This window comes from Flavobacterium sp. B330r, from assembly GCF_056824325.1.
Genome location: NZ_CP124860.1, coordinates 4156977 through 4183401 on the forward strand (window position 1 = coordinate 4156977; position 26425 = coordinate 4183401).

Sequence of the window (26425 nt, forward strand, 5' to 3'; positions counted from 1 at the left end):
TTTATTTTTCGATTAATTGTATCGCTCTTTTTAGATTTTCTTTTTCGATACTAATTATATAATTAATAAAAATTGATTTATCATTCTGAATCTGACTTTCCTCCAAAACAGAAAAATACTCATCTATACTCTTTTGATTTTCATCAATTGTGACATATGTATAATTATGTTGGATTAAAATCCAGTTTAATGCTAGATTTGCCATTTGAAGATTTCCATTTTCAAAAGGCTTAATTTCAGCTATTTTTAGATGAGCTTCAGATGCGAGAATTAAGGTATGAAGATTGTTTTTTTGCGATTCGTACCAATTAAAAAATAAATTCATTTCGCGTATAATAAGTTTATCATTGATATATTTTCCAGAACTTTCAGATTCAAATCCTTTAAAAATAAAAGTATGAAGCAAAAGAAAATCTTTTTCATTAAATGATGTTTTCTTTTGAGTTAGATCTTTAATGTAAAATGTTGCTTCTTGAAAATTAATGGCTTCAAGATGATTTTGCATACTTTTTCCAGAAATGGTCAATCCTTCATTTAAGACTAGTTTAGTTTCTTCCAAGGTTAGTGGATTCTTGTTTAAATGAATACTTTTAAAAATAAATTCTATTTCTAAAGTTTTTGAAATTTGACGGTACTCAAAATGATTAAAAGAATGGATTTTACTTTTTAAGATTTCAATTTCATCCAAGATATTTTGAATAGAAGATAGTAATGCTGAGTTGATTTCTTTTCTATTGTTTTGAATTTCTTGTTCGGCTAAAATTAAGGCTTTCAATGCAAATTCTTCATTGCCAATTTCATAAAGAATTTTCTCTTTAAGCCAAGCAACCATTAAAGTCTCATAATCAATCTCTAAAAGTTGAGATAATTTGGTTACTTGCTCTTTTGTTGGTTTTCGAGTTCCAGATTCAAATTTACTAATCAAAGCTTGATCAATATCAGCAAGCTGAGCTAACTCACGAGTTTTTAAACCTTTCTGTTCTCTAGCGTTTTTTAAAAGTGATTTCATTCTATGAAAGATTTAGTCTTGACAAAATTAGTCAATTTTTTAGGCAAAAGAAAAGCAGCATTTTTGAAATACTGCTCTTGATGTTTTATTTGGGAGGAAGCGATCCGTCCTTTCTCATTTCTTTTACAACAGCTTGCATTATCGCATCAACGGTTTGTCCTAAATCGGTAACATATTGCGATTCTGTAGTTCCTGTCCAGATTAATTTGTTTTGTTTTAGTGAAAACACATTGGTTTCTACCATATAAGATGTGGTTTCTTGGTAATATCCAGGATCGTAAAAGTTTGGAGAATACATTCCGTACCAGTTTCCAAAACCATAACCGTACATTCCTGTATACATTCCGTCAAAACCGCCATAGTACATTCCTGTATAAGTGCCAGGAACATAATTAACTTCTTTTTCTTTGCTGACTAATCGCATACTGATTACTCCGTCAAAATTTTCGTCTTGTAAAACCTTTAGTTTTTGTTCTTGTGATAATTGTGAAGTTGCATTTAAGTATTGATACGAAGTTTTAAATACTGGATTGCTTGCAGCAATTCTGTTTTCTGTAATTCGTCTCGAAGCTTCATCTTTGACTAAAGCGACAACCAAAACTTTTTTAAATTGTTCCTGAGCAATCGTTACATCAGGATCTCTCCAGCTGTTTACAATAGAAGTATTACTGCCACAACTTGAAAACGCTGCAATAGCGAAAAACAAAACTAAGTACTTTTTCATATTTTACAGTTAAATTGGTTATAAGTAAAAATAACTATAAAATGTTAATTATAAGTGTTTTGTGTGAAAATAAAAAAGCTTACTAGTTGTAAGCTTTTTTAATACGGTCTAAATCTCGTTTAGTGTCTTGCTCTTTTAGAGATTCACGTTTGTCATAGTTCTTTTTTCCTTTGCAAAGACCGATCTGTAATTTGGCTAAACCTTTTTCATTTGTAAACAATTTCAAAGGGATAATAGTAAGTCCTTTTGCCTGAACACTTTTATGTAGCGTTTTTAACTCCTTTTTGTTTAAAAGTAATTTTCGCTCACTTCTAGATTTATGATTGAATTGATTTCCAAAAGAATATTCTTCAATATAAGTATTAATGGCAAAAAGTTCCATACCACTGAATTCACAAAAACTTTCTGTAATGTTTGCTTTCCCTAAACGTATAGATTTAATTTCTGTTCCTGCCAAAACAATTCCAGCAGTGTACGTATCGATTATTTCGTAATCGAATCGGGCTCTTTTGTTTAATATATTGACTGATTTTATCATAGCTGCAAATGTAAGACAAAATTGAAAAATTTCATGAGGGCTAAGATAATTAAAGTTTTTTTTTAATCTATGATTTTAATCATCTAGAGCAAAAACGCTTCCTTTTAAGTTTGTCTCATAATTTCTAAAACAAATTTAATAATGAAAAAAATTGTAACGCTAGTCGGCGTTGTAATTATGGGTTTAACCGCTAAAGCTCAGGATTCAACTCAAGGACTAAAAGGTGCATGGTTTGCAACCTCTCAATTCGGTTATCAACAAACTAAAACGGCAGATGAAAAAAATACTACATTATCTGTGCTGCCAATTGTTGGAACATTTGTAACGCCATCTGTTGCTGTAGGTGCAGGAATTGGTTTTATCAACATTAAAGCAGATTCTGATGCTGGAACTGCAGCAAAAACAAATCTATTTGTAGCGCAGCCTTTAGTTAGAAAATATTGGAATGTTGCTGGTTCACTTTATTTCTTCGGACAATTAGCAGTGCCTATTATTACTGGTAAAGAAAAAGAAAGTGAGTTAAAAGTAAATCAAGTTGGGTTGTCTCTATCAGGCGGATTTGATTATTTCGTGACTAAGAATTTCTCTGTGGAGTTTTCCTATGATTTGGCAAACTTTACATCAACAACACTTGATCCTAAAACTGGAGACAAAACTACAGTTACCAATTTTGGTTTAGCGCATGTTGCAAATGTAGATCCTTTTTACAATACAGCTTTAGCAGGAAGTAATCCAAATTTGACTTCTCCTGTTTCTGTAGGATTTAAATTCGTATTCTAATTTATTCTTTATTTGATTATCGTAAAATTCTATTTTAGTAATTTTGCAAAAAGAAAAGACCGTACTTTTCCTAGTACGGTCTTTTTGATTTATTATCTAAAAAGAACAAAATGCAAAATCAATCTAAAGATCCTCTTCACGGAATCACGCTTCAAAAAATTGTCGAAACTTTAGTCAATTATTATGGTTTTGATACTTTAGGAGAATTAATTCCAGTAAAATGCTTTACTTCAAATCCGAGTGTAAAATCGAGTCTTACATTCTTGAGAAAAACAGATTGGGCTCGTAAAAAAGTAGAAGAGCTTTATGTAAAAACGCTTCCTAAGTTAAGCTGATTTTATAATTTGTATGAAATCATAACTCCTCCACGGTACGGAAGCCATTCACCACTTTTGTTATAGTTCGGAGCTTTTTCATACCTTCCTGGAGTTCCGTCATTATAATATCCATGGTAAAACCCCTGATGCCATCCACCACCTACAAAAAAGTCAAGTAAAAACTTATCGCTTAATTTTAGGTTGTAACCCACAGTAGCACCAAGTCTATATCCAAAACCATCTTCATAACGGTTACTGTCCCAATAATTCCATTTTTGCAATTCGTATTTATCAGCTCCAATATGTCCTCCTACATAAAAACCATTGTATTTTTCTTTAAAATGGTAGCGAATTTCTGGAGTAACAGTAATAAATTTCATCGGATTATGTCCGTTAAACGATTCCCAGAAAGAAGCCATTATATCGGCACTAAAAGTTGTTTTCTCTCCTATACTGGTTTCTATACCAATATTTGGGATCGCTAATAAAGCAGTTGCTCCGTTAAATTTTACAAATGTCTGACTTTGTAATTGTATACAAAATAAAAGAACAAGTAGGGCGGGTATTTTTTTCATAAAAATGTTTTGGATTCAAAACAGCTTTTTTTTGCTGATTTCGAGCGCAAATATAACGTATAATGCTAGAGAACAATTGGCTATAAGATTATTTTAACAAGAATAAAAATCTACTTTTCTAATAATGAATAGATTACCTTATCAAGAAATTTTCCTTCCCAAAATTCTGATTCTTTTAAATGCGCTTCTTTAACAAATCCACATTTTTGTAATACTTTTTCTGAAGCATAATTTTCTGGATCAATTACAGCTTCTATAGAATGAAGTTTTAAATCTTCAAAACCAAATTTAATTAGTCGGTTTACAGCCTCTGGAATAATTCCTTTTCCATGATAATCAGATGAAAGCATATAGCCTATTTCTGCTCGGTAATTTTCAGGTTGCAATCTGTAAAAACCAATAATTCCAAGCAACTTAGGATTGCCTTTTAGTCTGATACTCCAATTTATTCCACTGTTATCGTCAATTTTATCATTGATTATTTTGATGTGCTCCAAAGCATCTTCATGATTTTTTGCCAAAGGTCTTGGAATAAATTTCATGATTTCAGGATTAGAACGTAGTTCAAATACTTCCTGTACGTCTTTGTGATTAAGTCTGTCTAGAATTATGCGTTCTGTTTCTATTACAGGAAATGGAGTAAAGTTAAAATCTAACATTTTCTTTATTATAATGTTGTTATAGTAAATTTTGCACTGCAATCTTTGTTTGCTTCCAATGTCAAAATTCCTTCTTTTTGGTATAAATCTCCTGTGTTTTCATCAGTATCAGAATATCCAAGCCACGGTTCAATACAGATAAAAGGAGCGTTTTCTTTTGTCCAGATTCCTAAACTTGGAAAATCTTTATAATCAACTTTTATATAAGGTTTTGAATTGTTTAAAATGATTAAAGATTTTGATTCTAATGTTTTAAAGATTAAAGCATCGTTCTTAAAAAGCTCGTAATTTAAAGGAACTAAATTGTTTTTTGTTTCTAGAATTTTAGTTTTAGACGAAATCAAATCGTTTTCAAGAAGGTAGTATTTTAAACTTTCTTCTTTTTCAAATTGAAGGACATAATTTTCAAAATGATCAGGAAGAGCAATTGCTGGGTGCGCTCCAATAGAAAAAGGCATTTTTTCTTTTCCTTTATTAATGACTTTGTATTCAAGCTCCAATGCGTTTTCATTAAGCGTATAAATAAGCTGCAATTCAAATTCAAAAGGATATTTCTGTAATGTTTCTTCAGAAGATTGAAGAGAGAAAACAGCTTTGTTTTCCGTTTTTTCAATCAATTCAAAGTCCATGTCACGAGCAAAACCATGGCGTGGCAGATGGTATTCTTTTTCGTTGATTGTGTAAGTGTTATTTTTTAAAGTTCCTACAATTGGAAAAAGTACGGGAGAATGTTTGCCCCAAAAATCTGGATTGCCTTCCCAGATATATTCGTTTTCTTGATTGTCTTTTAATGATAATAATTCAGCTCCAGCATGTTTAATGGAAGCTTTTAATATTGAATTTGAAATAGTTGTAGTCACAATGTTAAATATAAAATGAATATTTTTTATAGAGATGTAAATATATTTTATAAAATTTAGTTTTTTAAGAAAAAGGCTTAAATTATTTTATTGATAAAATTTTGCTAAAATTGAATTTATGTTTTAAAGTTTCTCTGTAAATAGCTTTTTTTTTCATTAATTTGCTACATAAACAGCTAAAAAATATGAAAAAGCAATCTGCAAAAGCCATTTTAACCGCGGCTTTATTTTTTGGGATTTCTTCAGTATGGGCGCAACAAACCCCGTCAGCGACAGCAGCAAATCCGGTAAACAATTACAATTATCATGATGCCTTTGGACCTCATTTTTACACCAAAAATGCTACATCAACTCGTACTGCAAGTGGTGAGCCAGGAGTTGAGTATTGGCAGAATAGAGCCGATTATCAGATTACGGCAAAATTAAACGGAACTACAAATGAGATTGTAGGGACAGATGAAATTACTTATACTAATAATAGCCCTAATAAATTATCATTTCTTTGGCTGAATTTAGATCAGAACTTATTTAAAGAAGATTCTAGAGGAAACGCTATCGTGCCTTTGACAGGAAGCCGTAACGGAGCCCAAGGACAAGTTTTTGATGGTGGAAATAAAATTAAATCTGTAAAAGTAATTACTGGTGGAAAAACTAAAACAGAAACAGTTGCTAAATATATAGTTACAGACACAAGAATGCAGATTTTCCTTCCACAAGAATTAGCTGCAAAAGGAGGCTCTGTAAAAGTTAAAATCGAATTTTCTTTCATCGCGCCTTTCGAGGGGTCTGATAGAATGGGAGTTTTGGAAACTAAAAACGGAAAAATCTTCACAATTGCACAATGGTACCCACGTATGTGTGTGTATGATGATGTTAGAGGATGGAATACAGCTCCTTATTTAGGTGCGTCTGAGTTTTACTTAGAATATGGAGATTTTGATGTGAAACTTACAGTTCCAGGAAATCACTACGTTGTAGCTTCAGGAGAATTGCTAAACGGTCAGGAAGTATTTTCTGCTGAGCAATTAAAAAGATATAAAGACGCTTCAAACAGTGATAAAACAGTTATGATCCGTACTGCTGATGAAGTTAACGCAACAGCAAATAGCAATTCAGGAACTGAAAAAACATGGCATTATAAAATCAAAAATGCACGTGATTTTTCTTGGGCATCTTCTCCGGCTTTTATCTTAGACGGCGCTAAAATTAACCTTCCAAGCGGTAAAAAATCATTAGCATTGTCTGCTTATCCAGTTGAAAGTGATGGGCAAGGTGCTTATGGACGTTCTACAGAATATGTGAAAGCTTCAATCGAACATTATTCTAAACAATGGTTCGAATATCCTTATCCAGCAGCTACAAACGTTGCAGGTAATGAAGGAGGAATGGAATATCCTGGAATTGTTTTCTGCGGATGGAAATCTAAAGGAGCAGATTTATGGGGAGTTACAGATCACGAATTTGGACATATTTGGTTTCCAATGATTGTTGGTTCTAATGAAAGATTGTTTGCTTGGATGGATGAAGGATTTAACACTTTTATTAACTCGTTAAGCACTGCTGCATTTAATAATGGAGAGTACAAAGAACAGCCAACAGATTTGCACGAACAAGCAGAACCGTTTACTAGACCCGACTTAGAAACGATTATGAGTTCTCCTGATAACATGAAGGAAGCTAATATTGGTATGTTATGCTACTTTAAACCAAGCGCAGGTTTAGTGATTTTAAGAGAACAGATTTTAGGAAAAGAGCGTTTTGATACTGCTTTTAGAACCTATATTCAGCGTTGGGCATATAAACATCCACAACCAGATGATTTCTTTAGATCTATGGAAAATGTGGCTGGTGAAGACTTAAGCTGGTTCTGGAGAAGCTGGTACGTAAATAATTGGCGTTTTGATCAAGGTGTTAATTCTGTAAAATATGTGAAAAACGATCCTGCTAAAGGTGCCATAATTACAGTTGAAAATTTTGATAAAATGCCAATGCCAATTGTTTTAGATGTGAAAACAAAAGGCGGAAAAGTGACTAGAGTTAATCTTCCGGTAGAAGTATGGCAGCGTAATAAAAGCTGGTCTTTCAAACACAATTCTACAGAAGAAATTGAAAGTATTACGTTAGATCCTGATCATGTTTTTCCAGATAATAACGACTCAAATAATGTTTGGACAGCAGCAAAAGGTAAATTGGAAAAAGATATTATTTTAGATGGATATTTAGGTAAATATGCTACAGCAAAATCTCCTTTAACTATTGAACTGACAGAAAAAAATAGTGCTTTAGTTGCCGAACTTCCAAATTATCCTAAGTTTACATTAGAACCTGTAGCAGGCGAAAAAGACACATTTGAATCGAAAAGAGCGGGATTAAAATTTAAATTTAATGAAGCTAAAAATGCGTTTGACATGACAATTTTAGATAATGGACAAATAATGCAGTTTACTAAGAAGTAAAAATTATAGAGATATAACCTATTTAAAACCCGATAATTAGAAATAATTATCGGGTTTTTATTTTTGCATATATTAACAAAAACTAAAAAAAATGTTAGAATTTTAATTTTTTGTTTTGTAAATAAAAAAATAATGTACTTTTGCACCGATGAATAAAATAAGTTTACATATAACTTCTTTGTCACGGACAAACTCACCGATTACTTCTCCCGAAGTACGGACACTATCTCTATAGTGTTCACTGAGTTTTATAGCCGTATATTTATTCATATCCATTTTTCATTTTGAAATCACATAATTTGTCCATTGGACAAACGCATCCTAAAAGTATTTATTATTTTGTAAATTTTCTTAATCAATGTTTTGGTTTTGAGGAAGTTACTTCTTTTATGCTTAATTTTATTGGATTCAATTCTGGATTTCAAGCGAATCAATATGCTTTAATTTTTAACTCTAACTTCAATAATTGAAATGAAGATCTCTATTGTTGTAACTCAAGAAGAACACTTTAAGTATGCGCAGGAAATCTGCGATACGATAGAATCGTCTGCCTTATTAAGAGGTACGGGGATTGCTAAAAGGACTCCTGAGTACATTCAGAAAAAAATGGCAAATGGTGATGCGATGATTGCTTTGGCAGACGGAAAATTTGCAGGTTTTTGCTATATAGAAAGCTGGCAGCACGGAAAATTTGTCGCTCATTCAGGATTAATTGTACATCCAGATTATAGAAGTCATGGTTTGGCAAAAAAAATAAAATCCAAAGTTTTTGATTATTCTTTGAAAAGATTTCCAGATGCTAAGATATTTGGAATTACTACAGGTTTAGCTGTTATGAAAATTAACTCTGAATTAGGCTATAAACCAGTTCCTTTCTCAGAATTGACAACCGATCCAAGTTTCTGGGCGGGCTGTAAAACCTGTACTAACTTCCCAATTTTACAGAGCAAAGAAAACAAAATGTGTCTTTGCACTGGAATGTTGTACGATCCAAAAGAAAAACAAAAAACACCGCCAAGACATCCTTTTAATGAGGCTGTTTTAAGCAGACTTAAAAAAATCAAACAAGCTTTATTTTTAAACAAAATATTGTCATTTGTTTTTTTATTTAAAATTTAATTAAAAAGAAATCTCAAACTGCTATATACGAAAGTATTAGCCTAAATTATAAAAAATGAAAAAAGTAGTATTAGCTTATAGCGGAGGATTAGATACCTCGTATTGTTTGAAATATTTAAAGAACGAAAAAGGTTATGAGGTTCATACCGTTCTTGTTGATACAGGAGGATTTAGCGCAGAAGAATTATCAGCAATAGAAAAAAGAGCTTACGAATTAGGAAGTGCACAACATGCCAACTTAACAATTTTAGATAAATATTACGATAAAGCTATAAAATACTTGATTTTTGGAAACGTATTAAAAAACAATACTTATCCGTTATCAGTTAGTGCTGAGCGTGTTTTTCAGGCAATTGAAGCTATAAAATATGCGAAAAAAGTAGGAGCAACTGCAATCGCTCACGGAAGTACTGGTGCAGGAAACGACCAAATTCGTTTTGATTTGATTTTCCAGACTATTGCTCCAGAAATCGAAATCATTACGCCGATTAGAGATTTAAAATTGTCAAGACAAGAAGAAGTGGATTATCTAGCTCAAAACGGAGTTCACTATTCTTGGGAAAAAGCACAATATTCTATCAATAAAGGACTTTGGGGAACAAGTGTTGGAGGAAAAGAAACTTTAACTTCAGGACAACCGTTGCCAAGTGAAGCGTATCCTTCTCAATTGCAAAAAGAAGGAGAAGAGAAAGTAACGCTTCATTTTGAGCAAGGAGAATTAGTTGGTTTAAACGGAAAAACGGACAAACCATCAAATAATATTGTAGCTCTAGAAAAACTGGCAAGTGCTTACGCAATTGGTAGAGATATTCACGTTGGAGATACGATTATTGGAATTAAAGGAAGAGTTGGTTTTGAAGCTGCAGCTCCGTTAATTATCATCAAAGCGCACCATTTATTAGAGAAACATACTCTTGGAAAATGGCAGCAATACTGGAAAGAACAATTAGGAAACTGGTACGGAATGTTATTCCACGAAGGTCAGTTCTTAGATCCAGTGATGAGAAACATTGAAACGTTCTTGCAAGACACGCAAAAAACAGTAAACGGAACGGTAACAGTTTCTTTAAAACCATATCATTTCTCACTTGATGGAATTGAATCTGAAAATGATTTAATGAACACAGGTTTCGGTCAATATGGCGAAATGAACAATGCTTGGACATCTGACGATGCAAAAGGATTTATTAAGATTTTAGGAAATGCACAAAATATTTTCTCATCTGTAAACAAATTAGATCATGATTAATGTCGGAATTATTGGTGGTTCGGGCTACACGGCCGGAGAACTCATCAGAATTTTAATGTATCACCCCAAAGTAAACATCGATTTTGTTTACAGCACAACAAACGCTGGAAAGCCGCTTTCTGTGGCGCACCAAGATTTGATGGGCGATATCGAAATGAATTTCACGAATGAAATCAATCCAAATGTGAACGTTGTTTTCTTGTGTTTAGGTCACGGAAAATCGATTTCATTTTTGAAAGAAAATCAGTTTGCAAGCCATACCAAAATCATCGATTTAGGAAATGATTTCAGATTAAATAAAGACGCTCATTTTGAAGGAAAAGATTTTGTTTACGGATTGCCTGAAATCAATAAAGCCGAAATCAAAAAAGCAAATTATATCGCAAATCCAGGTTGTTTCGCAACTGCTATTCAATTGGCTTTATTACCTTTAGCAGAACATAATTTATTGAATAATGATGTTCATATTAATGCCACAACCGGAAGTACTGGAGCAGGAGTAAGTCTTTCAGAAACTTCTCATTTCAGTTGGAGAAACAATAATATGTCACATTATAAAGCTTTTGAACACCAGCATTTAGGTGAGATTTCAGAAAGTTTGGTTCAGTTGCAAGATGATTTTGACAGCGAATTGCTTTTTATTCCGAACAGAGGAGATTTTCCAAGAGGAATTTTTGCAACTTTATATACATTATGCGACGATAGTTTGGAACAATTGGTGGCTAAATACGAAGAATTCTATAAAAATGAGCCTTTCGTAACCGTTACCACAACAAACATCAACATGAAACAAGTGGTGCAAACGAATAAATGTATCATCAGTTTATTGAAAAAAGGAAACCGGGTTCTCATAACATCAATTATCGATAACTTAACCAAAGGTGCTTCAGGACAAGCAATTCAAAACATGAATTTAATGTTCGGATTAGAAGAAACCACAGGTTTACATTTGAAACCAAGCGGATTTTAATAATAGTTTCAAGTTTCATGTTTCAAGTTGCACGTTCTGTAGACAACTTGAAACATGAAACCTGAAACAAAATAAACAAAACAAAAATGAACTTATTCAACGTTTACCCATTATACGACATAACTCCAGTAAAAGCAGTAGATTGTACAATTATTGACGACAAAGGAGTAGAATATTTAGATTTATACAGCGGACATGGTGTGATTTCTATCGGACACACACAGCCTGATTATGTAGAAAAATTGAAGAATCAATTAGATCATTTAGGATTTTATTCGAATGCGATTCAGAACCCTTTACAGGTGGAATTGGCTCAGAAATTAGGAAAACTTTCTGGTCTTGAAGATTACGAATTGTTTTTATGCAGTTCTGGTGCTGAAGCCAATGAAAATGCTTTAAAACTAGCTTCTTTCCACAACGGAAAATCGAGAGTTGTGGCTTTTGATAATTCTTTCCACGGAAGAACTTCTGCAGCAGTTGCGGTTACTGATAATAAGAAAATTGTTGCGCCAATAAATGCCCAGCAAGTTGTTACTTTTTTACCTCTTAATCAAATCGAATTAGTTGAAGCTGAATTGGCTAAAGGAGATGTTACAGCAGTGATTATTGAAGGAATTCAAGGAGTTGGAGGTTTAGACCAAGGAACGACTGAGTTTTTTCAGGCTTTAGAAAAAGCTTGTAAAAAACACGATGTTGTTTTAATTTTAGATGAAGTGCAGTCAGGATACGGAAGAAGCGGGAAATTCTTCGCTTTTCAACACCACGGAATTAACGCTGATATTATTTCAGTAGCAAAAGGAATGGGGAACGGATTTCCAGTTGGAGCGATTTTAATTTCTCCAAAATTCGAAGCAAGTTTCGGATTATTAGGGACGACTTTCGGCGGAAGCCATTTGTCTTGTGCAGCGGGAATTGCGGTTTTAGATGTAATCGAAAAACTAGATTTACAGAAAAATGTAAACGAAGTTTATGAATATTTCTTAGAGAAAATCAAAGAAGTTGAAGGCATCAAACAAGTAAAAGGAAAAGGATTAATGCTTGGAGTTGAGTTTGATTTTGATGTAGCTGCTTTAAGAAAGAAATTAATCATCGAAAAACACATTTTTACAGGAAGTGCCAACAATAAAAATCTATTAAGAATTTTACCGCCATTAACTGTGAAAAAAGCTGATATTGATACGTTTGTAAAAGCTTTAAAAGAAAGTTTAGAAGAACTTAAAAAATAAGTTTGCCTATAACTGTTAACTCGTTTAATCGTTTAACTGGTTAATCGATTAAACGAATTAACGATTAACCAATTAAACCAAAAAAATGAAACCATTATCAATTGAAACACGCAATGCGGTTTTGCGGTCTATGGCAAAGCTGGTCGAGCAGGAGCGGAATGAGATAATCTTGACCAATCAGGAAGATCTTGCCGATTATGACGGTTCAGATTTAGCGATGGAAGAACGCCTAAAAGTAGATGATAAAAAAGTTGACGAAATGATTTTATCATTAAACCAATTGGCTTCTCAAGAAGATCCCGTTGGCGTTGAGCGTTTTCATTTTACTCATGATAATGGAATAAAAGTCATAAATAAAACCGCTGCTTTCGGAACGATTTTAATCATTTACGAATCTCGTCCAGATGTTACAATAGAAGCGGGCGGAATTGCGTTTAAATCCGGAAATAAAATTTTATTAAAAGGAGGAAAAGAGTCTTTAAAATCAAATTTGAAAATTGTAAGTCTTTGGCACAAAGCTTTAGAAGAAAACGGAGTTTCGAAAGACTGGGTAGAATATTTGAATTACAACAGAACAGAAACTCAGGCGTTTTTAGAAAAACCAACTCAAAAAGTTGATTTAATTGTTCCAAGAGGAGGAGAAAAACTAATTGAGTTTGTAAAAGCGCATGCAACTTGTCCCGTAATCGTAAGCGGACGCGGAAATAATTTTGTTTACGTTAATGAAAAAGCAGATACAGATTTGGCTTTAAAAGTAATTTTAAATGCTAAAACAGCTAAAATTTCGGCTTGTAATGCTTTAGATAAAGTTTTAATAGATTCGAAACTTCCTAATTTTGAAGGCTTCACAGCAATGCTGATTGAGGCTTTAATAGAAGCAAAAGTAGAAGTTATTGTAGATAAATCATTAGAGAATTTCGAAAACACGAAAACACTTCAAAACGAAGATATTTGGTACGAAGAGTTTTTAGATTATAAAATTGTAATTGGAACCATCGATTCTCAGAATCATGCAATCGATATGATTAATAAATACTGTGGAGGACATTCTGCAGCAATTATAACAAGAGACGACGAAACGGCACAACAATTTATGGAAGCAATAGATGTTGCAGCAGTATATCAAAATGCTTCAACCCGTTTTACAGACGGAGGACAATTCGGACTTGGTGGCGAATTAGCAATAAGTACCGATAAACTTCACCAAAGAGGTCCAATTGGTCTTCAACATCTCGTAACAAACAAATGGTACGTGTATGGAGAAGGACAAATTAGGTAATTGAGATAATATGAAAATTGAGGCAATTAGATAATTAGATAATTCTAAAAAAAACTTAGAATCTCAGCATCTTAGAACCTTAGTATCTTTAAATAAAATGACAAAAAAACGGATTTTATTAAAAATAGGAAGTAATACTTTAACCAAAGAAACCAATCATATTTCGCGGGGAAAGATTGAAGACCTCGGAATACAGATTGCGGCTTTAAATGACGAGTATGAATTTATCATAGTGAGTTCTGGAGCAATTGCGGCGGCAAAGCAGTTTGTGAAGCTGGATAATCAAGATAAAGATGTTTTTGTAAAACAAGCTTTAGCCTCCATAGGACAGCCTCATTTAATGCGGATTTACAATGAAAATTTCAAAGATTTAGGATTAAATACCTCACAGTGTTTACTTTCTTATTCTGATTTCGAAAAAGAACAGACCAAAAAGAATATTGTAAATACCATTAATGTATTAGTTAAAAACAATTACATTCCGATTATCAATGAAAATGATACCGTTGCAACAGATGAGATTCGATTTGGAGATAATGATAAATTAGCAGCTTTGACAGCCGTTCTTTTAAATGTTGATATTCTGATAATTGCCACTAATACAAATGGAATTTATACGAAAGATTCTATTCACGATGAAAATCCAGAAACAATCAAATTGGTAAATGATTTGAAATCGTTAGAAAAGGAAATCGGAGAATCGAAATCATCACACGGAACAGGAGGAATGCAATCTAAAATAGAAGCAGCAGCAATTTCAAAAGCAGCTAACATAGAAACTTGGATTGTAAATGGATTAAACGATAATTTTATTTTAAAGGCATTAAAAGACGAAATTCCGTTTACTAAAATAATCTAATGAATTAATTAGAAAATTAGTTAATTAGATAAAGCACAATTATCAAATTTTCTAATTATCACATTATCTAAATTAAAAAAACAAATGAACTATATCTCAATAAAAGACATCAACTCATTATCAAAATGGGTAAAACAAGCGATTAAAATCAAAAAGAATCCGCTTAAAAATCAAAGTTTAGGAAAAAATAAAACTCTTGGAATGTTATTCTTCAATCCAAGTTTAAGAACGCGTTTAAGCACACAAAAAGCGGCTTTAAATTTAGGAATGAACGTTATGGTAATGAATTTTACTAACGAAGGATGGACTTTAGAATTTGAAGACGGAGCCGTTATGAATTCTGGTGCTTCAGAACATATTAAAGAAGCTGCAGAAGTAGTTTCTCAATATTGTGATATTATCGCAATTCGTGCTTTTGCAGGTTTAGCAGATAAAGAAAAAGATTATCAGGAAACTGTAATTTCAGGATTTTTGAAGTATGCAACTGTTCCAATTGTAAACATGGAAAGTGCTGTGCGTCACCCGTTACAGTCTTTGGCAGATGCGATTACAATGGAAGAGTTCAAAACCAAACACAAACCAAAAGTAGTGCTTTCATGGGCGCCACATCCAAAAGCGTTGCCTCAGGCAGTTGCCAATTCATTCGTAGAAATGATGCAGATGCAAAAAGATATGGATTTTGTAATCACACATCCAGAAGGTTACGAATTAAGCCCAGAAATTACAAAAGACTGCACAATCGAATACAACCAAGATAAGGCTTTTGAAAATGCTGATTTTGTTTACGTAAAAAACTGGAGTAATTTTAACGATTACGGAAAAGTAACCAATAGCGATCCAAACTGGACTGTGACAGCCGAAAAAATGGCTTTAACCAACAACGGAAAATTCATGCACTGTCTTCCTGTTCGTCGTAATGTAATTGTAAGCGACGAAGTTTTAGACGGAGAAAATTCAATCGTAATCGAACAAGCGAATAACAGAACGTATTCAGCACAATTAGTTTTACAGAAGATTTTGAAGAAAATGTAAATTTAAGTGACTAAGAAACAAAGTTACAAAGTGACAGAGGCTGCAACCTTGCTAAAAAAAACTTTGAAACTTTGTCACTTTGTCTCTCTGAACCTTAAAAATAATGAACGTATCAGTAATAAAAATAGGTGGAAACATCATCGATAATCCAGCAGAATTAGAACAATTCTTAAGCGATTTCTCTAAAATTGAAGGCTATAAAGTTTTAGTTCACGGCGGTGGAAAATCGGCTACAAAAATGGCACAGAGTATTGGTTTAGTTCCGCAGATGATTGACGGACGTCGAATTACAGATGCTCCAATGTTGGACGTTGTTGTAATGATTTATGCCGGACAAATTAATAAACATATTGTAGCGCAATTGCAGGCAAAAGATAATAACGCAATTGGTTTTTCGGGAGCTGATGGGAATTTAATTCAATCGGTAAAAAGAAATCATCCAACAATTGATTACGGATTTGTAGGCGATGTAAAACAAGTCAACACCAAATTACTGGCAACTTTATTAGAAGCTGGAGTTGTTCCTGTTTTCTGTGCCATCACACACGATAAAAACGGACAATTACTAAACACAAATGCCGATACTATTGCAAGCGAATTATCAATTGCATTATCTGAAGTTTTTGATGTGACGCTGACCTATTGTTTTGAAAAACAAGGTGTTTTGCAAGATTCAGAAGACGATTCATCTGTGATAACTGAGATCAACAAAACATTATACAATAAGTTAAAAGAAGAAAAAGTAATCCATTCCGGAATGATTCCAAAATTGGACAATTGCTTCAATAGTTTATCAAGAGGTGTACAGAAAATCAAAATTGGACACCATAAAATGCTTCAAAATTCAGATATTCCGCATACAACGATTACATTATAAAAAATGTTGCCACGAATTGACTCTATTTTTTCTGTTAAAAGAGAAAATAATTTTAGACGTACATCAAAAAGTTTATTTTGATTTTAATTCTCTCACAAAAAGATAATTTGTGAAAATTCGTGCAATTAGTGGCAAAAAAACAGGACTGCGCAGTGCTTTTAAATAATAATTTAAGAAATTTGCGCCAATTAATTTTCTGGCTAAGATTTAGTAAAGTCATTGCTTAAAAAAACTTAGAATCTCAGTCCCGATAGCTATCGGGATAGCCTCAGAACCTAACAAAAATGAAAAATATAGATACGCTTACCCAAGAAGCAATTAGTTTATTAAAAAGCCTAATCGAAACCCCTTCATTTTCAAGTGAAGAAGATCAGGCGGCTCTTTTAATCGAAAATTGGTTCAATCAAAACGAGATTCCTTTTAAAAGAGAAAACAATAATGTGTGGGCTTTCAACAAATATTTCGACGAAAATAAACCAACACTTTTACTTAACTCACATCACGATACGGTACGTCCCAATCAGGCATATACAAACGATCCGTTTAAAGCAATAGAAAAAGACGGAAAACTATTTGGTTTAGGAAGTAATGACGCAGGTGGATGCTTGGTTTCGTTATTAGCAACTTTTGTTCATTTTTACGAAAATCAAAATCTGTCACATAATATCGTAATTGTGGCTTCAGCCGAAGAAGAAAGCAGCGGAAAAAATGGATTAAACAGCGTTTTAAAAAGCTTGCCAGAATTAGATTGCGCCATTGTTGGAGAACCAACATTAATGCAATTAGCGGTTGCAGAAAAAGGTTTACTAGTTTTGGATGTAAAAGTAAAAGGAACCGCAAGCCACGCTGCACATCAAAATGACGATAACGCATTATACAAATCAATTCCAGTAATGGAATGGTTTAAAAACTATAAATTCGATAAAATCTCAGACGTTCTAGGTCCAGTAAAAATGACTGTAACACAAATCAACGCAGGGAAACAACATAATGTTGTACCATCAGAATGTGATTTGGTTGTAGACATTCGTGTAACAGACCGTTATACAAACGCTGAAATTTTGGAAGTTGTTAAAGCAAATGTAAATGCCGAAGTAACGCCAAGATCAATGCATTTAAACGCATCGTCTATTCCAATCGAACACGGTTTGGTTCAGGCTGGAATTGCGTTAGGAAGAACAACCTATGGTTCGCCAACACTTTCAGATCAATCTGTTTTAAGCTGTCAGTCTTTAAAACTAGGACCAGGAGAAACGTTGCGTTCGCATTCAGCAGACGAATTTATTTTTGTAAATGAAATTGAAGAAGGAGTTGACCTGTATATCAAAATACTAACAGATTTCTTTAAATTATAAGAAAAGAAAAACCGCCACGAATTCACGAATTTGTATGTTCAAAGATTATCAAAAATAATTCGTGAATTAGCGGCGAAAAAAAACATGACCTATGAAACTTTGGGAAAAAGGAATACCAACAGATAAACAAATCGAACAATTTACCGTTGGAAACGATCGTGAACTGGATTTAGTTTTAGCAAAATACGATGCTTTAGGTTCAATTGCTCACGCCAAAATGTTGGGACAGATTGGTTTATTAACTCAGGAAGAAACAACTTCTTTGGTTGATGCCTTAAACGAAATCATTGCAGATATTGTAGTTGGAAATTTCGAAATCGAAGACAGTTTTGAAGATGTACATTCTAAAATCGAATATCTTCTAACCGTAAAACTAGGCGATGCAGGAAAGAAGATCCATACCGCACGTTCTCGTAACGATCAGGTTTTGGTAGATGTTCATTTGTATTTAAAAGACGAATTAAAAGCAATAAAAGAGCAAGTAAAAACATTGTTTGATTTATTGATGGAATCGGCAGAGAAACATCAGAACGTTTTATTACCAGGTTATACGCATTTGCAAATTGCCATGCCATCGTCATTCGGAATGTGGTTTTCGGCTTACGCCGAAAGTTTGATTGATGATATCACAATGTTGAACGCCGCTTCTAAAATTGTAGATCAGAATCCGTTAGGTTCTGCTGCAGGTTACGGAAGTTCATTCCCAATCAATAGAACATTTACAACACAGGAATTAGGTTTTGAAACCTTAAAATACAATGCTGTAGCAGCACAAATGAGCCGTGGAAAAGCAGAGAAAACAGTTGCTTTTGCCATGACAAGCGTAGCGGGAACTTTATCAAAATTTGCCATGGATGTTTGTTTGTATATGAGCCAAAACTTTGACTTTATTGGTCTTCCGGCGCATCTTACAACAGGTTCTAGCATTATGCCTCATAAAAAGAATCCAGATGTTTTCGAATTGATCAGAGGAAAATGCAATAAGATTCAGGCGCTTCCATACGAAATCACTTTAATTACCAATAATCTTCCAAGCGGTTATCACAGAGATTTGCAGCTTTTAAAAGAAGGTTTATTTCCAGCGATTCAAACTTTAAAATCTTGTTTGGATATTGCGATTTTTTCAATCAAAGATATTACGGTGAAAGATCATATTTTAGAAGATAAAAAATACGATTATTTGTTTACTGTAGATACTTTAAACGAAATGGTGGTAGCTGGAATGCCGTTTAGAGATGCTTACAAAGCGGTTGCAGAACAATTGGAAGCGGGAACGTACAAATCTCCAAAAGAAACAAAACACACGCACGAAGGAAGTATCAATAATTTATGTCTTGATGCAATTAAAGATAAAATGAAAGCTGCTTTTTAATTTCTTTGTTAAATGTGAAAAGTGAGCAATAAAAAGTAAAAAAGGTCATTGATTTGTTTCAATGACCTTTTTTTATGGAGTAAATTTAGTTTTTTACCAGTTTAAAAGTTTTGCTTCGATTTTCGATTTGAACTTTGCATACATAAATACCTTTTGAAAGATTTCCAACGTTTAATTCTAATTTTTCATCTGGAGAAACATTTTTAGAATGAGAATATACTTTTGATCCATTTGAAGAAAATAAATCTACTTCCGCTAAACCATTGTCCGAACTTGAAAAATCAATATTCAAAAGACGATTGATAACCGATGGGTAATATTTTAAATCCAGATTGTTTACATTATCATTTAAGCCCAAATTGTTGCAGCTCGTAGATACAGCGCCTTGAGCATTAACCTGAAGTGTTGCGCCAGCTCCACAAGAAGTGTTTGAAATAAATCCAGCAACATTTGCAATTGGCAAAACACTATAGGTGTAGGAAGGTTTTGATGCCGTAGTTCCTGAATTTGCAGACGCATTTAAGCAATCTGTAAAAGCAATTCCAATTGTTCCGCCATCTGTGCTCACATAGTTTTTAAAAGCCGTTCCGATTTTGGCAAAATCAGTTCCTTCTACATAACATGTTGTGTTGTTGCTTCCGCCGCCTAAACCAATTGCAAGTGAACCCGAAACGGATGTGTTGTAGTAACAGTTTAAAATATGAAGTTCGGCATTTCTTGCTCTTGGCATTCTTTCTTTACAACCTTCAGCCCAATAACAGTTTTTAAAAGTGAGACTATAATGTCCGTCAGAAGGAGCATCAGTTTTAGAAGAACCAACTAAATCAGAAAAACGGTGATCATCTGCTCCGCCAGAGCCTCCAGCTTTCGGTGCTTTCAAATAAATAAATTTACACCAAGAAACCGTTATATTATCTGCTGCGCCTTTATTATCAAAATTTCCATCCATTCCGTCTTGAAATTCGCAATGATCTACCCAAAGATTAGTAGCTTCTGAGGTAAGATTGTCACGTCCGTCCACATCATACGCACCAGGGCCTTCAAAAATTAGATTTCTAATAATAATATTATTGGAGCCAGGTTTTAAACTTAAAATTCCAGAACCCGTAGCAGTTTGATCCAGATTGACTAATCTAGCACCAGGAAGACCGATAATGGTTTTGTCATTCACAAGCAGACTAGTGTAGGTACAATTTATAATTCCAGAAACTAAAATAACCTGCGGAGTAGTCAGCTTTAATTTTGCTGTTAAGTCGGTTAAAGTAGTCACAGTTACAGGAGCTGTATTTCCGCCTCCAGTTGCTGAAGCTCCAAATCCTTCTGGTGCACTCATAAAATAGTTTTGTGCAAACAGAAAGGAGCAAGGCAAAAGTAATGCCAATGCAATAAGTTTTGTTTTCATTTAAGTGTGGTTTTTTGTGGTTTAATAGTCAATGTAATCGATTGCACAAATGTAAAAGAATTAAAATAATTTCAAATTAATTTTTCAAATATTTATGTTTTAAAGTTTTGATTTATAGATTTGTAAATGTTGTTTTTACACTATTTAATTGTGACACGATCTGGAGATATTTTTCAGAAAACAGTAAAGGTTTTAAAGTAAAAGGAGAAAATTCATGCTAAATACATATATTTGATGTACCAGTTTAAAACGTACCAATGGAAAAATTTAAAGATCAATCTACGCTTCATCTTTTCGAGAAGGGTTTAATTACACAAAACCAGCTGGAAGAAGTGAAAACCTATCGAAGCCAAAATATCTTTTCGTTAAATGCAGAATTAAAGCTATTCCTTTATTTATCAGTATTATTATTTACTTCAGGAATTGGAGTTTTGATTTATGAAAATATTGATACTATAGGACACATCGCTATTCTATCGTTGCTTTTAATTGTGATTGCAGTCTGCTTTTTTTATTGTTTCAAGCATTCTAAAGGTTTTCAGAAAGCAGAAACAACTTTTGAGCATCCTGTTTTAGAATATCTGGTTTTGGCGGGCAATATCTTGACTTGTATTTTTATCGGATATCTTCAGTTTCAATATAAACCTTTTGGAGAACATTACGGATTAGCGACTTTAGTGCCCACTGTTGTAAGTTTCTTTTGTGCTTACTATTTTGATAATAGAAGTGTTTTAACGATTGCAATTACGGGTCTGGCCGCTTATGTGGGACTTTCTGTTACGCCACAAGATATATTTAATGACAGCAATAATTTGTATGCAAGCCAAAATTTAAGCTACTCAGCAGTAATGTTGGGAGTTTTACTGATTTTATGGACGATCTACAGTAGTCGAATTTCGCTTAAAACCCATTTTGGTTTAGTTTTTCTCACTTTTGCATTGCACATTGTAAGTATCGCCGCAATTAGTAACTTAACAGGTTATGATACCTTAATATGGGTAATATTTGCTTTAGTTTTAGCTGGTTCAACCTATTATTTTTATAAAGCGAGCTACCAATATAAAGCAATGTCGCTATATGTATTTATGATTGTTTATGCTTATATCGGTGGAAATATTGTTTTGTTTAGAATTTTTGAAAATGTTGATTTCTCTGATATTTGGGAATTATTAGTTTTCTTACTGCCAGCTTATTTTGTTGGTTCGATTGTAATGTTCATTAAATTGATTAAAAAATTTCATAAAGAGATAACAGAATGATAGTATACAGCAAACAATTATTAGATAATGAAATTTTGGTCGATGAAGCAGATTCTTTATACAAAGGAGGTTTTATTAGTAAAGAACAGAAGAAATTTATAGAAAAAGAACTGCTCGTTTTAAAAAGTCAGAGTAATATTCTGGTTAGAATAGGCTTCTTTTTGCTTGGTTGCTTGTTGTATGGTTCAATTTGTGGAGCAATTTCTTTATTTGGATTAAGCGCAGAAAATGTGTTTTTTCAAATCTGCTGCTATATTTTTACTATAGTTGGATTTGCAGGAGTAGAATTGCTTGCAAATCAAAATTATCATAATCATGGCTTAGATGATGCTTTTATATTAAATGCGCTTTTATGTTTGGGCGTAGCAATAGCAATAACAACTGAAGGTCATGAAATAGTAATTGCTTTTTTTGTAGCAATTGGATCACTTTTTATGTTTTTGAGGTATCTACACGTATTGTCAATGCTTGTATTTTGCATTTCGGCAACCGCCTTTTTGTTTTTCGGAATGTTTAAATTTGGAGATATTGGAAAAGCTATTTTGCCATTTGTAGCAATGATTTTTGCAGGATTGTTTTATTTTTTGACCAAAAAGAGGATAAATCATCTAAGTAAAAGTTATTATTACAACGGATTATTATTGGCAAATAGTTTTTGCTTAGTTTTATTTTATCTTTCTTGTAATTATTTGGTTGTAAGAGAACTTTCTGCAGAACTTTTAGGAACAGAAGTAAAACCTGGAACAGATATTCCGTTTGCATTTTTCTTTTATGGGTTTACTTTTATTGTGCCGATTGTTTATTTGGTGCAAGCTTTAAAAGCAAAAGACAGAATAATGCTTTGGTTGAGCTTTTTGGCAATTGCATTTTCAATCTATACCATTCGATTTTACCATTCGGTTTTACCAATCGAAGTAGCGCTTACGCTTGGTGGTGTAGTTTTATTTGCAATAGCATATTTTTCAATTAGAAAATTAAAGGAAAAAGAAAGCGGTCTGACTTTTAAACCAGATAGAATAAGCCATTCAGACAGTTTATTAAATGCAGAAGCTTTAGTTGTAGCCTCAACTTTTGGAATGAAACCAGAAGTTAAGACAGCTTCTCCAATGGAATTTGGAGGAGGAGGTTTCAGTGGTGGAGGGTCAGACGGAAGTTTTTAAGTTTAATTATGAATTATGAGTTGAGCGCTAATTGGGATTAAAATTTAGAGTTGACATAAAAAATTAAAAGCCTGAAATTATACAAATAATTTCAGGCTTTTAATTTTTGTTGTAGTCTAAGTTGACCCATAACTCAGATCTTACTCTTCAATGCTTCTGCATCAATATCGCTGTGCGAAACATCGTAAACTGCTTTTCCGTTTTTGATCAATATCAATTGAGGCGATTCATGATAAACTCCAAATTTGCTTGCAATTTCATTTGAGATATCTCTGTGTGCTATTAAGTCTAAAAAATAAGCGTCAACAACACCTTCAAGATCATATTCTCTTTCAAATTGTTTTAGAGCCATTCGGCTGATGCTGCATCTTGTGCTATGCTTAAAAATGACAACTGGTTTTTCATTTGAGATTGCTTCTATTTCCATTAATTGAAGCATATCTGTTAATTCAGTCCAGTTTACTTTACTTTTTGCTGCTTCTGAGTTCTCTGAACTTCCGAAGATTGAATTAAAAAAACTCATATTTGGCTTGTTTTATGACTTTTTGACGTGTTAAAAGCGTTAAAAACTGATTTTAACTGTCTTTTTGTCTGTTTTTTTACTGTGGAATATAATTTGTCTATTCGAATACAAAGTTAAATTATTTGAGCGAACTATTTACCTCAATAAATCGTAACTTTAATCCTATATATTTTAAACAGTTAAATCAATCAAAATCAAAAGATATGAATATAAATAAATTTACAATCAAATCGCAGGAAGCCATTCAGTTGTCGCAGCAATTAGCGCAACGAAATGGTCAGCAACAAATTGAAAATGAGCATATTTTTAAAGCTATTTTTGAAGTTGACGAAAATGTAGCGCCATTTATTTTGAAAAAATTAAATGTAAATGTGCCGTTGTTTTTACAAATTTTAGATAGCACAATTCAAAGTTTTCCAAAAGTTTCTGGAGGAGATGTTATGCTTTCTAGAGACGCAAACAAAGCTTTGAATGAAGCAGAAATCATTGCACAAAAAATGAACGACGAATACGTTTCGATCGAGCATTTAATTTTAGCCATTTTTGACTCAAAAAGTAAAGTCTCTCAGATTTTAAAAGATCAGGGAGTTACAGGAAAAGGTCTGAAAGCGGCTATTGAGGAACTAAGAAAAGGCGAAAGAGTAACTTCGGCTTCGGCAGAAGAAACCTATAACTCATTAAATAAATTTGCTAAAAACTTAAACGAATTAGCCCGTACAGGAAAATTAGATCCAGTTATTGGGCGTGATGAAGAAATTCGTCGTGTATTGCAGATTCTAACTCGTAGAACCAAAAACAACCCAATGCTTATTGGTGAACCTGGAGTTGGTAAAACGGCTATTGCAGAAGGTTTAGCGCATAGAATTGTGGACGGAGACGTTCCAGAAAACTTAAAAGATAAAATCGTTTTCTCTCTTGATATGGGAGCTTTGATTGCCGGGGCGAAGTATAAAGGAGAATTTGAAGAACGTTTAAAATCGGTTGTGAAAGAAGTTACAGCTGCAGACGGAGATATTGTTTTGTTTATTGATGAAATTCATACGCTTGTAGGAGCAGGTGGAGGTGAGGGCGCAATGGATGCGGCGAATATCTTGAAACCAGCTTTGGCTCGTGGAGAATTGAGAGCAATTGGTGCTACGACTTTGGATGAATATCAAAAATATTTCGAAAAGGATAAAGCACTTGAAAGACGTTTCCAAAAAGTTCTTATTGATGAACCAGATACAGAAAGTGCGGTTTCGATTCTTCGTGGAATTAAAGAAAAATATGAAACGCATCATAAAGTTCAAATTAAAGATGAGGCAATTATTGCAGCGGTTGAACTTTCACAACGTTACATTACCAATCGTTTCTTACCAGATAAAGCGATTGACTTAATGGACGAAGCGGCTTCTAAATTGCGTATGGAGATCAATTCAAAACCTGAAGAATTAGATGTTTTGGATCGTAAAATCATGCAGTTAGAAATTGAGATTGAAGCTATTAAACGTGAAAAAGAAGAAAGCAAGCTGAAAATTTTGGGTATGGAATTGGCCAACCTGAAAGAAGAACGAAACGAAATCTATGCGAAATGGAAACAAGAAAAAGATATCGTTGACGGAATTCAGGCTGTAAAACATGAAATAGAAGATTTTAAATACGAAGCAGAACGTGCAGAACGTGATGGTGATTACGGAAAAGTAGCTGAGATACGTTACGGAAAAATAAAAGAAGCGCAGGAACGTCAGGAAACTTTGCAAAAACAATTGCAGGAATTCCAATCTGGAAATTCTTTAATTAAAGAAGAAGTTACTAGAGAAGACATTGCAGAAGTTGTAGCGAAATGGACTGGAATTCCAGTAACCAAAATGCTTCAGACAGAAAGAGAAAAACTATTGCATTTAGAAGATGAACTGCACAAACGTGTAGTAGGTCAGGAAGAAGCGATAGAAGCCGTGAGTGATGCTGTTCGTCGAAGCCGTGCCGGTTTGCAGGATATGAAGAAACCTGTTGGATCATTCTTATTCTTAGGAACAACCGGAGTTGGTAAAACCGAATTGGCAAAAGCTTTGGCCGAATATCTTTTTGATGACGAAAATGCAATGACGCGTATTGATATGAGTGAGTATCAAGAACGTCACAGTGTGAGCCGTCTAGTTGGTGCACCTCCAGGATATGTAGGTTATGATGAAGGAGGTCAGTTAACAGAAGCTGTTCGTAGAAAACCATATTCTGTTGTGCTGTTAGATGAGATCGAAAAAGCACATCCAGATACGTTTAATATCTTATTACAGGTTTTAGACGAAGGGCGATTGACGGATAACAAAGGACGTTTGGCTGATTTTAGAAATACAATTATTATTATGACCTCAAATATGGGAAGTAATATTATTCAGGAGAAATTTGAAAATCTAAAAGGTGGAGTAGAAGCAGCAACAGAAGCGGCAAAAAACGAAGTTTTAGGATTGTTGAAACAAACTGTCCGTCCAGAGTTTATCAACCGTATTGACGAAATTGTAATGTTTACGCCCCTTACGGTAGAGAACATCTCAAGAATTGTAGGCCTGCAGTTAAAAAGCGTTACAAAAATGCTGGCATTGCAAGGTATTACAATGGATGCAACACCAGAAGCAATTGCTTATTTGGCAGACAAAGGTTATGATCCTCATTTTGGAGCAAGACCTGTAAAGCGTGTCGTGCAGCGAGAGGTTTTAAATCAACTGTCAAAAGAAATTCTGGCAGGAAATATAACAACAGATAGCATCATTTTGTTAGATGCTTTCGATGGCCAATTGGTTTTTAGAAACCAGACCGCTAATTAATTTTTTTAATGTTAATCTTAAAAA

At 33.5% G+C, this 26425-nt stretch carries 25 protein-coding genes; 16 read left to right on the top strand and 9 right to left on the bottom strand.

The window, feature by feature from the left end:
• Window position 1: 1 nt before the first annotated feature.
• The 3 genes from QLQ95_RS18550 to smpB all read right to left on the bottom strand — a co-directional run bounded on the left by QLQ95_RS18550 (window position 2) and on the right by smpB (window position 2271).
• Window positions 2-1009, bottom strand: a complete 1008-nt coding sequence (locus QLQ95_RS18550; protein WP_095927678.1) for a helix-turn-helix domain-containing protein — start codon at window positions 1007-1009, stop codon at window positions 2-4.
• 85 nt (window positions 1010-1094) lie between these two features.
• Complete coding sequence (locus tag QLQ95_RS18555; RefSeq protein WP_095927677.1) at window positions 1095-1733, bottom strand: hypothetical protein; 639 nt, start codon at window positions 1731-1733, stop codon at window positions 1095-1097.
• Window positions 1734-1815: 82 nt separating this feature from the next.
• Complete coding sequence (gene smpB, locus QLQ95_RS18560) at window positions 1816-2271, bottom strand: SsrA-binding protein SmpB (RefSeq protein WP_095927676.1); 456 nt, start codon at window positions 2269-2271, stop codon at window positions 1816-1818.
• 141 nt (window positions 2272-2412) lie between these two features.
• On the opposite strand from smpB, the gene QLQ95_RS18565 reads away from it, so the two are divergent.
• Together QLQ95_RS18565 and QLQ95_RS18570 are read left to right on the top strand one after the other, a co-directional pair.
• A complete protein-coding gene (locus QLQ95_RS18565; RefSeq protein ID WP_482501045.1) occupies window positions 2413-3051 on the top strand; it encodes a hypothetical protein in 639 nt (212 codons plus the stop codon).
• 110 nt (window positions 3052-3161) lie between these two features.
• Complete coding sequence (locus tag QLQ95_RS18570) at window positions 3162-3386, top strand: VF530 family protein (RefSeq protein ID WP_482501047.1); 225 nt, start codon at window positions 3162-3164, stop codon at window positions 3384-3386.
• A gap of 2 nt (window positions 3387-3388) precedes the next feature.
• On the opposite strand, the gene QLQ95_RS18575 is transcribed toward QLQ95_RS18570, so the two are convergent.
• The 3 genes from QLQ95_RS18575 to QLQ95_RS18585 form a co-directional block, all read right to left on the bottom strand.
• Complete coding sequence (locus QLQ95_RS18575) at window positions 3389-3943, bottom strand: DUF3575 domain-containing protein (RefSeq protein WP_482501049.1); 555 nt, start codon at window positions 3941-3943, stop codon at window positions 3389-3391.
• Between the two features lie 110 nt (window positions 3944-4053).
• A complete protein-coding gene (locus QLQ95_RS18580) occupies window positions 4054-4602 on the bottom strand; it encodes a GNAT family N-acetyltransferase (RefSeq protein ID WP_482501051.1) in 549 nt (182 codons plus the stop codon).
• Window positions 4603-4610: 8 nt separating this feature from the next.
• Window positions 4611-5462 carry an aldose 1-epimerase family protein gene (locus QLQ95_RS18585; protein ID WP_482501052.1) on the bottom strand — a complete coding sequence of 284 codons (852 nt, stop codon included), beginning with the start codon at window positions 5460-5462 and terminating at the stop codon, window positions 4611-4613.
• 185 nt (window positions 5463-5647) lie between these two features.
• Here QLQ95_RS18585 and QLQ95_RS18590 point away from each other — a divergent pair, with 185 nt between their 5' ends.
• On the top strand, window positions 5648-7918 hold the full coding sequence (locus QLQ95_RS18590) for a M1 family metallopeptidase (protein ID WP_095927670.1): 2271 nt from the start codon (window positions 5648-5650) through the stop codon (window positions 7916-7918).
• Between the two features lie 102 nt (window positions 7919-8020).
• On the opposite strand, the gene QLQ95_RS18595 is transcribed toward QLQ95_RS18590, so the two are convergent.
• Complete coding sequence (locus QLQ95_RS18595) at window positions 8021-8188, bottom strand: hypothetical protein (protein WP_162615021.1); 168 nt, start codon at window positions 8186-8188, stop codon at window positions 8021-8023.
• 201 nt (window positions 8189-8389) lie between these two features.
• Here QLQ95_RS18595 and QLQ95_RS18600 point away from each other — a divergent pair, with 201 nt between their 5' ends.
• The 10 genes from QLQ95_RS18600 to argH all read left to right on the top strand — a co-directional run bounded on the left by QLQ95_RS18600 (window position 8390) and on the right by argH (window position 19256).
• Window positions 8390-9037: a GNAT family N-acetyltransferase gene (locus QLQ95_RS18600; protein WP_095927669.1), complete on the top strand. Its 648-nt coding sequence runs from the start codon at window positions 8390-8392 to the stop codon at window positions 9035-9037.
• Between the two features lie 55 nt (window positions 9038-9092).
• A complete protein-coding gene (locus QLQ95_RS18605) occupies window positions 9093-10286 on the top strand; it encodes an argininosuccinate synthase (protein WP_095927668.1) in 1194 nt (397 codons plus the stop codon).
• Window positions 10279-11256: an N-acetyl-gamma-glutamyl-phosphate reductase gene (gene argC / locus QLQ95_RS18610; protein ID WP_095927667.1), complete on the top strand. Its 978-nt coding sequence runs from the start codon at window positions 10279-10281 to the stop codon at window positions 11254-11256. The genes QLQ95_RS18605 and argC overlap by 8 nt, the downstream gene beginning before the upstream one ends.
• A gap of 86 nt (window positions 11257-11342) precedes the next feature.
• A complete protein-coding gene (locus QLQ95_RS18615; protein WP_320492659.1) occupies window positions 11343-12482 on the top strand; it encodes an aspartate aminotransferase family protein in 1140 nt (379 codons plus the stop codon).
• An 85-nt stretch (window positions 12483-12567) separates the two neighbouring features.
• The gene (locus tag QLQ95_RS18620; protein WP_482501055.1) at window positions 12568-13761 is read left to right on the top strand and encodes a glutamate-5-semialdehyde dehydrogenase; all 1194 of its coding nucleotides are present in this window, start codon (window positions 12568-12570) and stop codon (window positions 13759-13761) included.
• A gap of 97 nt (window positions 13762-13858) precedes the next feature.
• Window positions 13859-14620, top strand: a complete 762-nt coding sequence (proB, locus tag QLQ95_RS18625) for a glutamate 5-kinase (RefSeq protein WP_320492661.1) — start codon at window positions 13859-13861, stop codon at window positions 14618-14620.
• An 84-nt stretch (window positions 14621-14704) separates the two neighbouring features.
• Complete coding sequence (locus tag QLQ95_RS18630) at window positions 14705-15652, top strand: N-acetylornithine carbamoyltransferase (protein WP_095927663.1); 948 nt, start codon at window positions 14705-14707, stop codon at window positions 15650-15652.
• Window positions 15653-15755: 103 nt separating this feature from the next.
• Window positions 15756-16529: an acetylglutamate kinase gene (argB, locus tag QLQ95_RS18635; RefSeq protein ID WP_482501058.1), complete on the top strand. Its 774-nt coding sequence runs from the start codon at window positions 15756-15758 to the stop codon at window positions 16527-16529.
• A gap of 284 nt (window positions 16530-16813) precedes the next feature.
• Window positions 16814-17884: a M20 family metallo-hydrolase gene (locus QLQ95_RS18640; protein ID WP_482501060.1), complete on the top strand. Its 1071-nt coding sequence runs from the start codon at window positions 16814-16816 to the stop codon at window positions 17882-17884.
• 91 nt (window positions 17885-17975) lie between these two features.
• Complete coding sequence (gene argH, locus QLQ95_RS18645) at window positions 17976-19256, top strand: argininosuccinate lyase (protein WP_482501061.1); 1281 nt, start codon at window positions 17976-17978, stop codon at window positions 19254-19256.
• A gap of 85 nt (window positions 19257-19341) precedes the next feature.
• On the opposite strand, the gene QLQ95_RS18650 is transcribed toward argH, so the two are convergent.
• Window positions 19342-20658, bottom strand: coding sequence for a T9SS type A sorting domain-containing protein (locus QLQ95_RS18650; protein ID WP_482501062.1), 1317 nt, complete (start codon window positions 20656-20658; stop codon window positions 19342-19344).
• A 257-nt stretch (window positions 20659-20915) separates the two neighbouring features.
• On the opposite strand from QLQ95_RS18650, the gene QLQ95_RS18655 reads away from it, so the two are divergent.
• Together QLQ95_RS18655 and QLQ95_RS18660 are read left to right on the top strand one after the other, a co-directional pair.
• Entirely contained in the window at window positions 20916-21917 is a 1002-nt protein-coding gene (locus tag QLQ95_RS18655; RefSeq protein WP_482501064.1) for a DUF2157 domain-containing protein, read from the top strand.
• Complete coding sequence (locus QLQ95_RS18660; RefSeq protein ID WP_482501066.1) at window positions 21914-23077, top strand: hypothetical protein; 1164 nt, start codon at window positions 21914-21916, stop codon at window positions 23075-23077. Before QLQ95_RS18655 ends, QLQ95_RS18660 begins: the two co-directional genes overlap by 4 nt.
• Before the next feature lie 133 nt (window positions 23078-23210).
• Here the strand turns inward: QLQ95_RS18660 and ytxJ are convergent, their stop codons facing one another.
• Window positions 23211-23600: a bacillithiol system redox-active protein YtxJ gene (ytxJ, locus tag QLQ95_RS18665; RefSeq protein WP_250835720.1), complete on the bottom strand. Its 390-nt coding sequence runs from the start codon at window positions 23598-23600 to the stop codon at window positions 23211-23213.
• 203 nt (window positions 23601-23803) lie between these two features.
• Between ytxJ and clpB the strand changes: the two genes are divergently transcribed.
• Complete coding sequence (clpB, locus tag QLQ95_RS18670) at window positions 23804-26401, top strand: ATP-dependent chaperone ClpB (RefSeq protein WP_320492669.1); 2598 nt, start codon at window positions 23804-23806, stop codon at window positions 26399-26401.
• Window positions 26402-26425 lie beyond the last annotated feature (24 nt).

Excerpts from the sequence above, each read along its gene's own strand:
- QLQ95_RS18550 (WP_095927678.1), bottom strand. The coding sequence starts at position 1,009 with ATGAAATCACTTTTAAAAAACGCTAGAGAACAGAAAGGTTTAAAAACT.
- QLQ95_RS18555 (WP_095927677.1), bottom strand. The coding sequence starts at position 1,733 with ATGAAAAAGTACTTAGTTTTGTTTTTCGCTATTGCAGCGTTTTCAAGT.
- smpB (WP_095927676.1), bottom strand. The coding sequence starts at position 2,271 with ATGATAAAATCAGTCAATATATTAAACAAAAGAGCCCGATTCGATTAC.
- QLQ95_RS18565 (WP_482501045.1), top strand. The coding sequence starts at position 2,413 with ATGAAAAAAATTGTAACGCTAGTCGGCGTTGTAATTATGGGTTTAACC.
- QLQ95_RS18570 (WP_482501047.1), top strand. The coding sequence starts at position 3,162 with ATGCAAAATCAATCTAAAGATCCTCTTCACGGAATCACGCTTCAAAAA.
- QLQ95_RS18575 (WP_482501049.1), bottom strand. The coding sequence starts at position 3,943 with ATGAAAAAAATACCCGCCCTACTTGTTCTTTTATTTTGTATACAATTA.
- QLQ95_RS18580 (WP_482501051.1), bottom strand. The coding sequence starts at position 4,602 with ATGTTAGATTTTAACTTTACTCCATTTCCTGTAATAGAAACAGAACGC.
- QLQ95_RS18590 (WP_095927670.1), top strand. The coding sequence starts at position 5,648 with ATGAAAAAGCAATCTGCAAAAGCCATTTTAACCGCGGCTTTATTTTTT.
- QLQ95_RS18595 (WP_162615021.1), bottom strand. The coding sequence starts at position 8,188 with ATGAATAAATATACGGCTATAAAACTCAGTGAACACTATAGAGATAGT.
- QLQ95_RS18600 (WP_095927669.1), top strand. The coding sequence starts at position 8,390 with ATGAAGATCTCTATTGTTGTAACTCAAGAAGAACACTTTAAGTATGCG.
- QLQ95_RS18605 (WP_095927668.1), top strand. The coding sequence starts at position 9,093 with ATGAAAAAAGTAGTATTAGCTTATAGCGGAGGATTAGATACCTCGTAT.
- argC (WP_095927667.1), top strand. The coding sequence starts at position 10,279 with ATGATTAATGTCGGAATTATTGGTGGTTCGGGCTACACGGCCGGAGAA.
- QLQ95_RS18615 (WP_320492659.1), top strand. The coding sequence starts at position 11,343 with ATGAACTTATTCAACGTTTACCCATTATACGACATAACTCCAGTAAAA.
- QLQ95_RS18620 (WP_482501055.1), top strand. The coding sequence starts at position 12,568 with ATGAAACCATTATCAATTGAAACACGCAATGCGGTTTTGCGGTCTATG.
- proB (WP_320492661.1), top strand. The coding sequence starts at position 13,859 with ATGACAAAAAAACGGATTTTATTAAAAATAGGAAGTAATACTTTAACC.
- QLQ95_RS18630 (WP_095927663.1), top strand. The coding sequence starts at position 14,705 with ATGAACTATATCTCAATAAAAGACATCAACTCATTATCAAAATGGGTA.
- argB (WP_482501058.1), top strand. The coding sequence starts at position 15,756 with ATGAACGTATCAGTAATAAAAATAGGTGGAAACATCATCGATAATCCA.
- QLQ95_RS18640 (WP_482501060.1), top strand. The coding sequence starts at position 16,814 with ATGAAAAATATAGATACGCTTACCCAAGAAGCAATTAGTTTATTAAAA.
- argH (WP_482501061.1), top strand. The coding sequence starts at position 17,976 with ATGAAACTTTGGGAAAAAGGAATACCAACAGATAAACAAATCGAACAA.
- QLQ95_RS18650 (WP_482501062.1), bottom strand. The coding sequence starts at position 20,658 with ATGAAAACAAAACTTATTGCATTGGCATTACTTTTGCCTTGCTCCTTT.
- QLQ95_RS18655 (WP_482501064.1), top strand. The coding sequence starts at position 20,916 with ATGGAAAAATTTAAAGATCAATCTACGCTTCATCTTTTCGAGAAGGGT.
- QLQ95_RS18660 (WP_482501066.1), top strand. The coding sequence starts at position 21,914 with ATGATAGTATACAGCAAACAATTATTAGATAATGAAATTTTGGTCGAT.
- ytxJ (WP_250835720.1), bottom strand. The coding sequence starts at position 23,600 with ATGAGTTTTTTTAATTCAATCTTCGGAAGTTCAGAGAACTCAGAAGCA.
- clpB (WP_320492669.1), top strand. The coding sequence starts at position 23,804 with ATGAATATAAATAAATTTACAATCAAATCGCAGGAAGCCATTCAGTTG.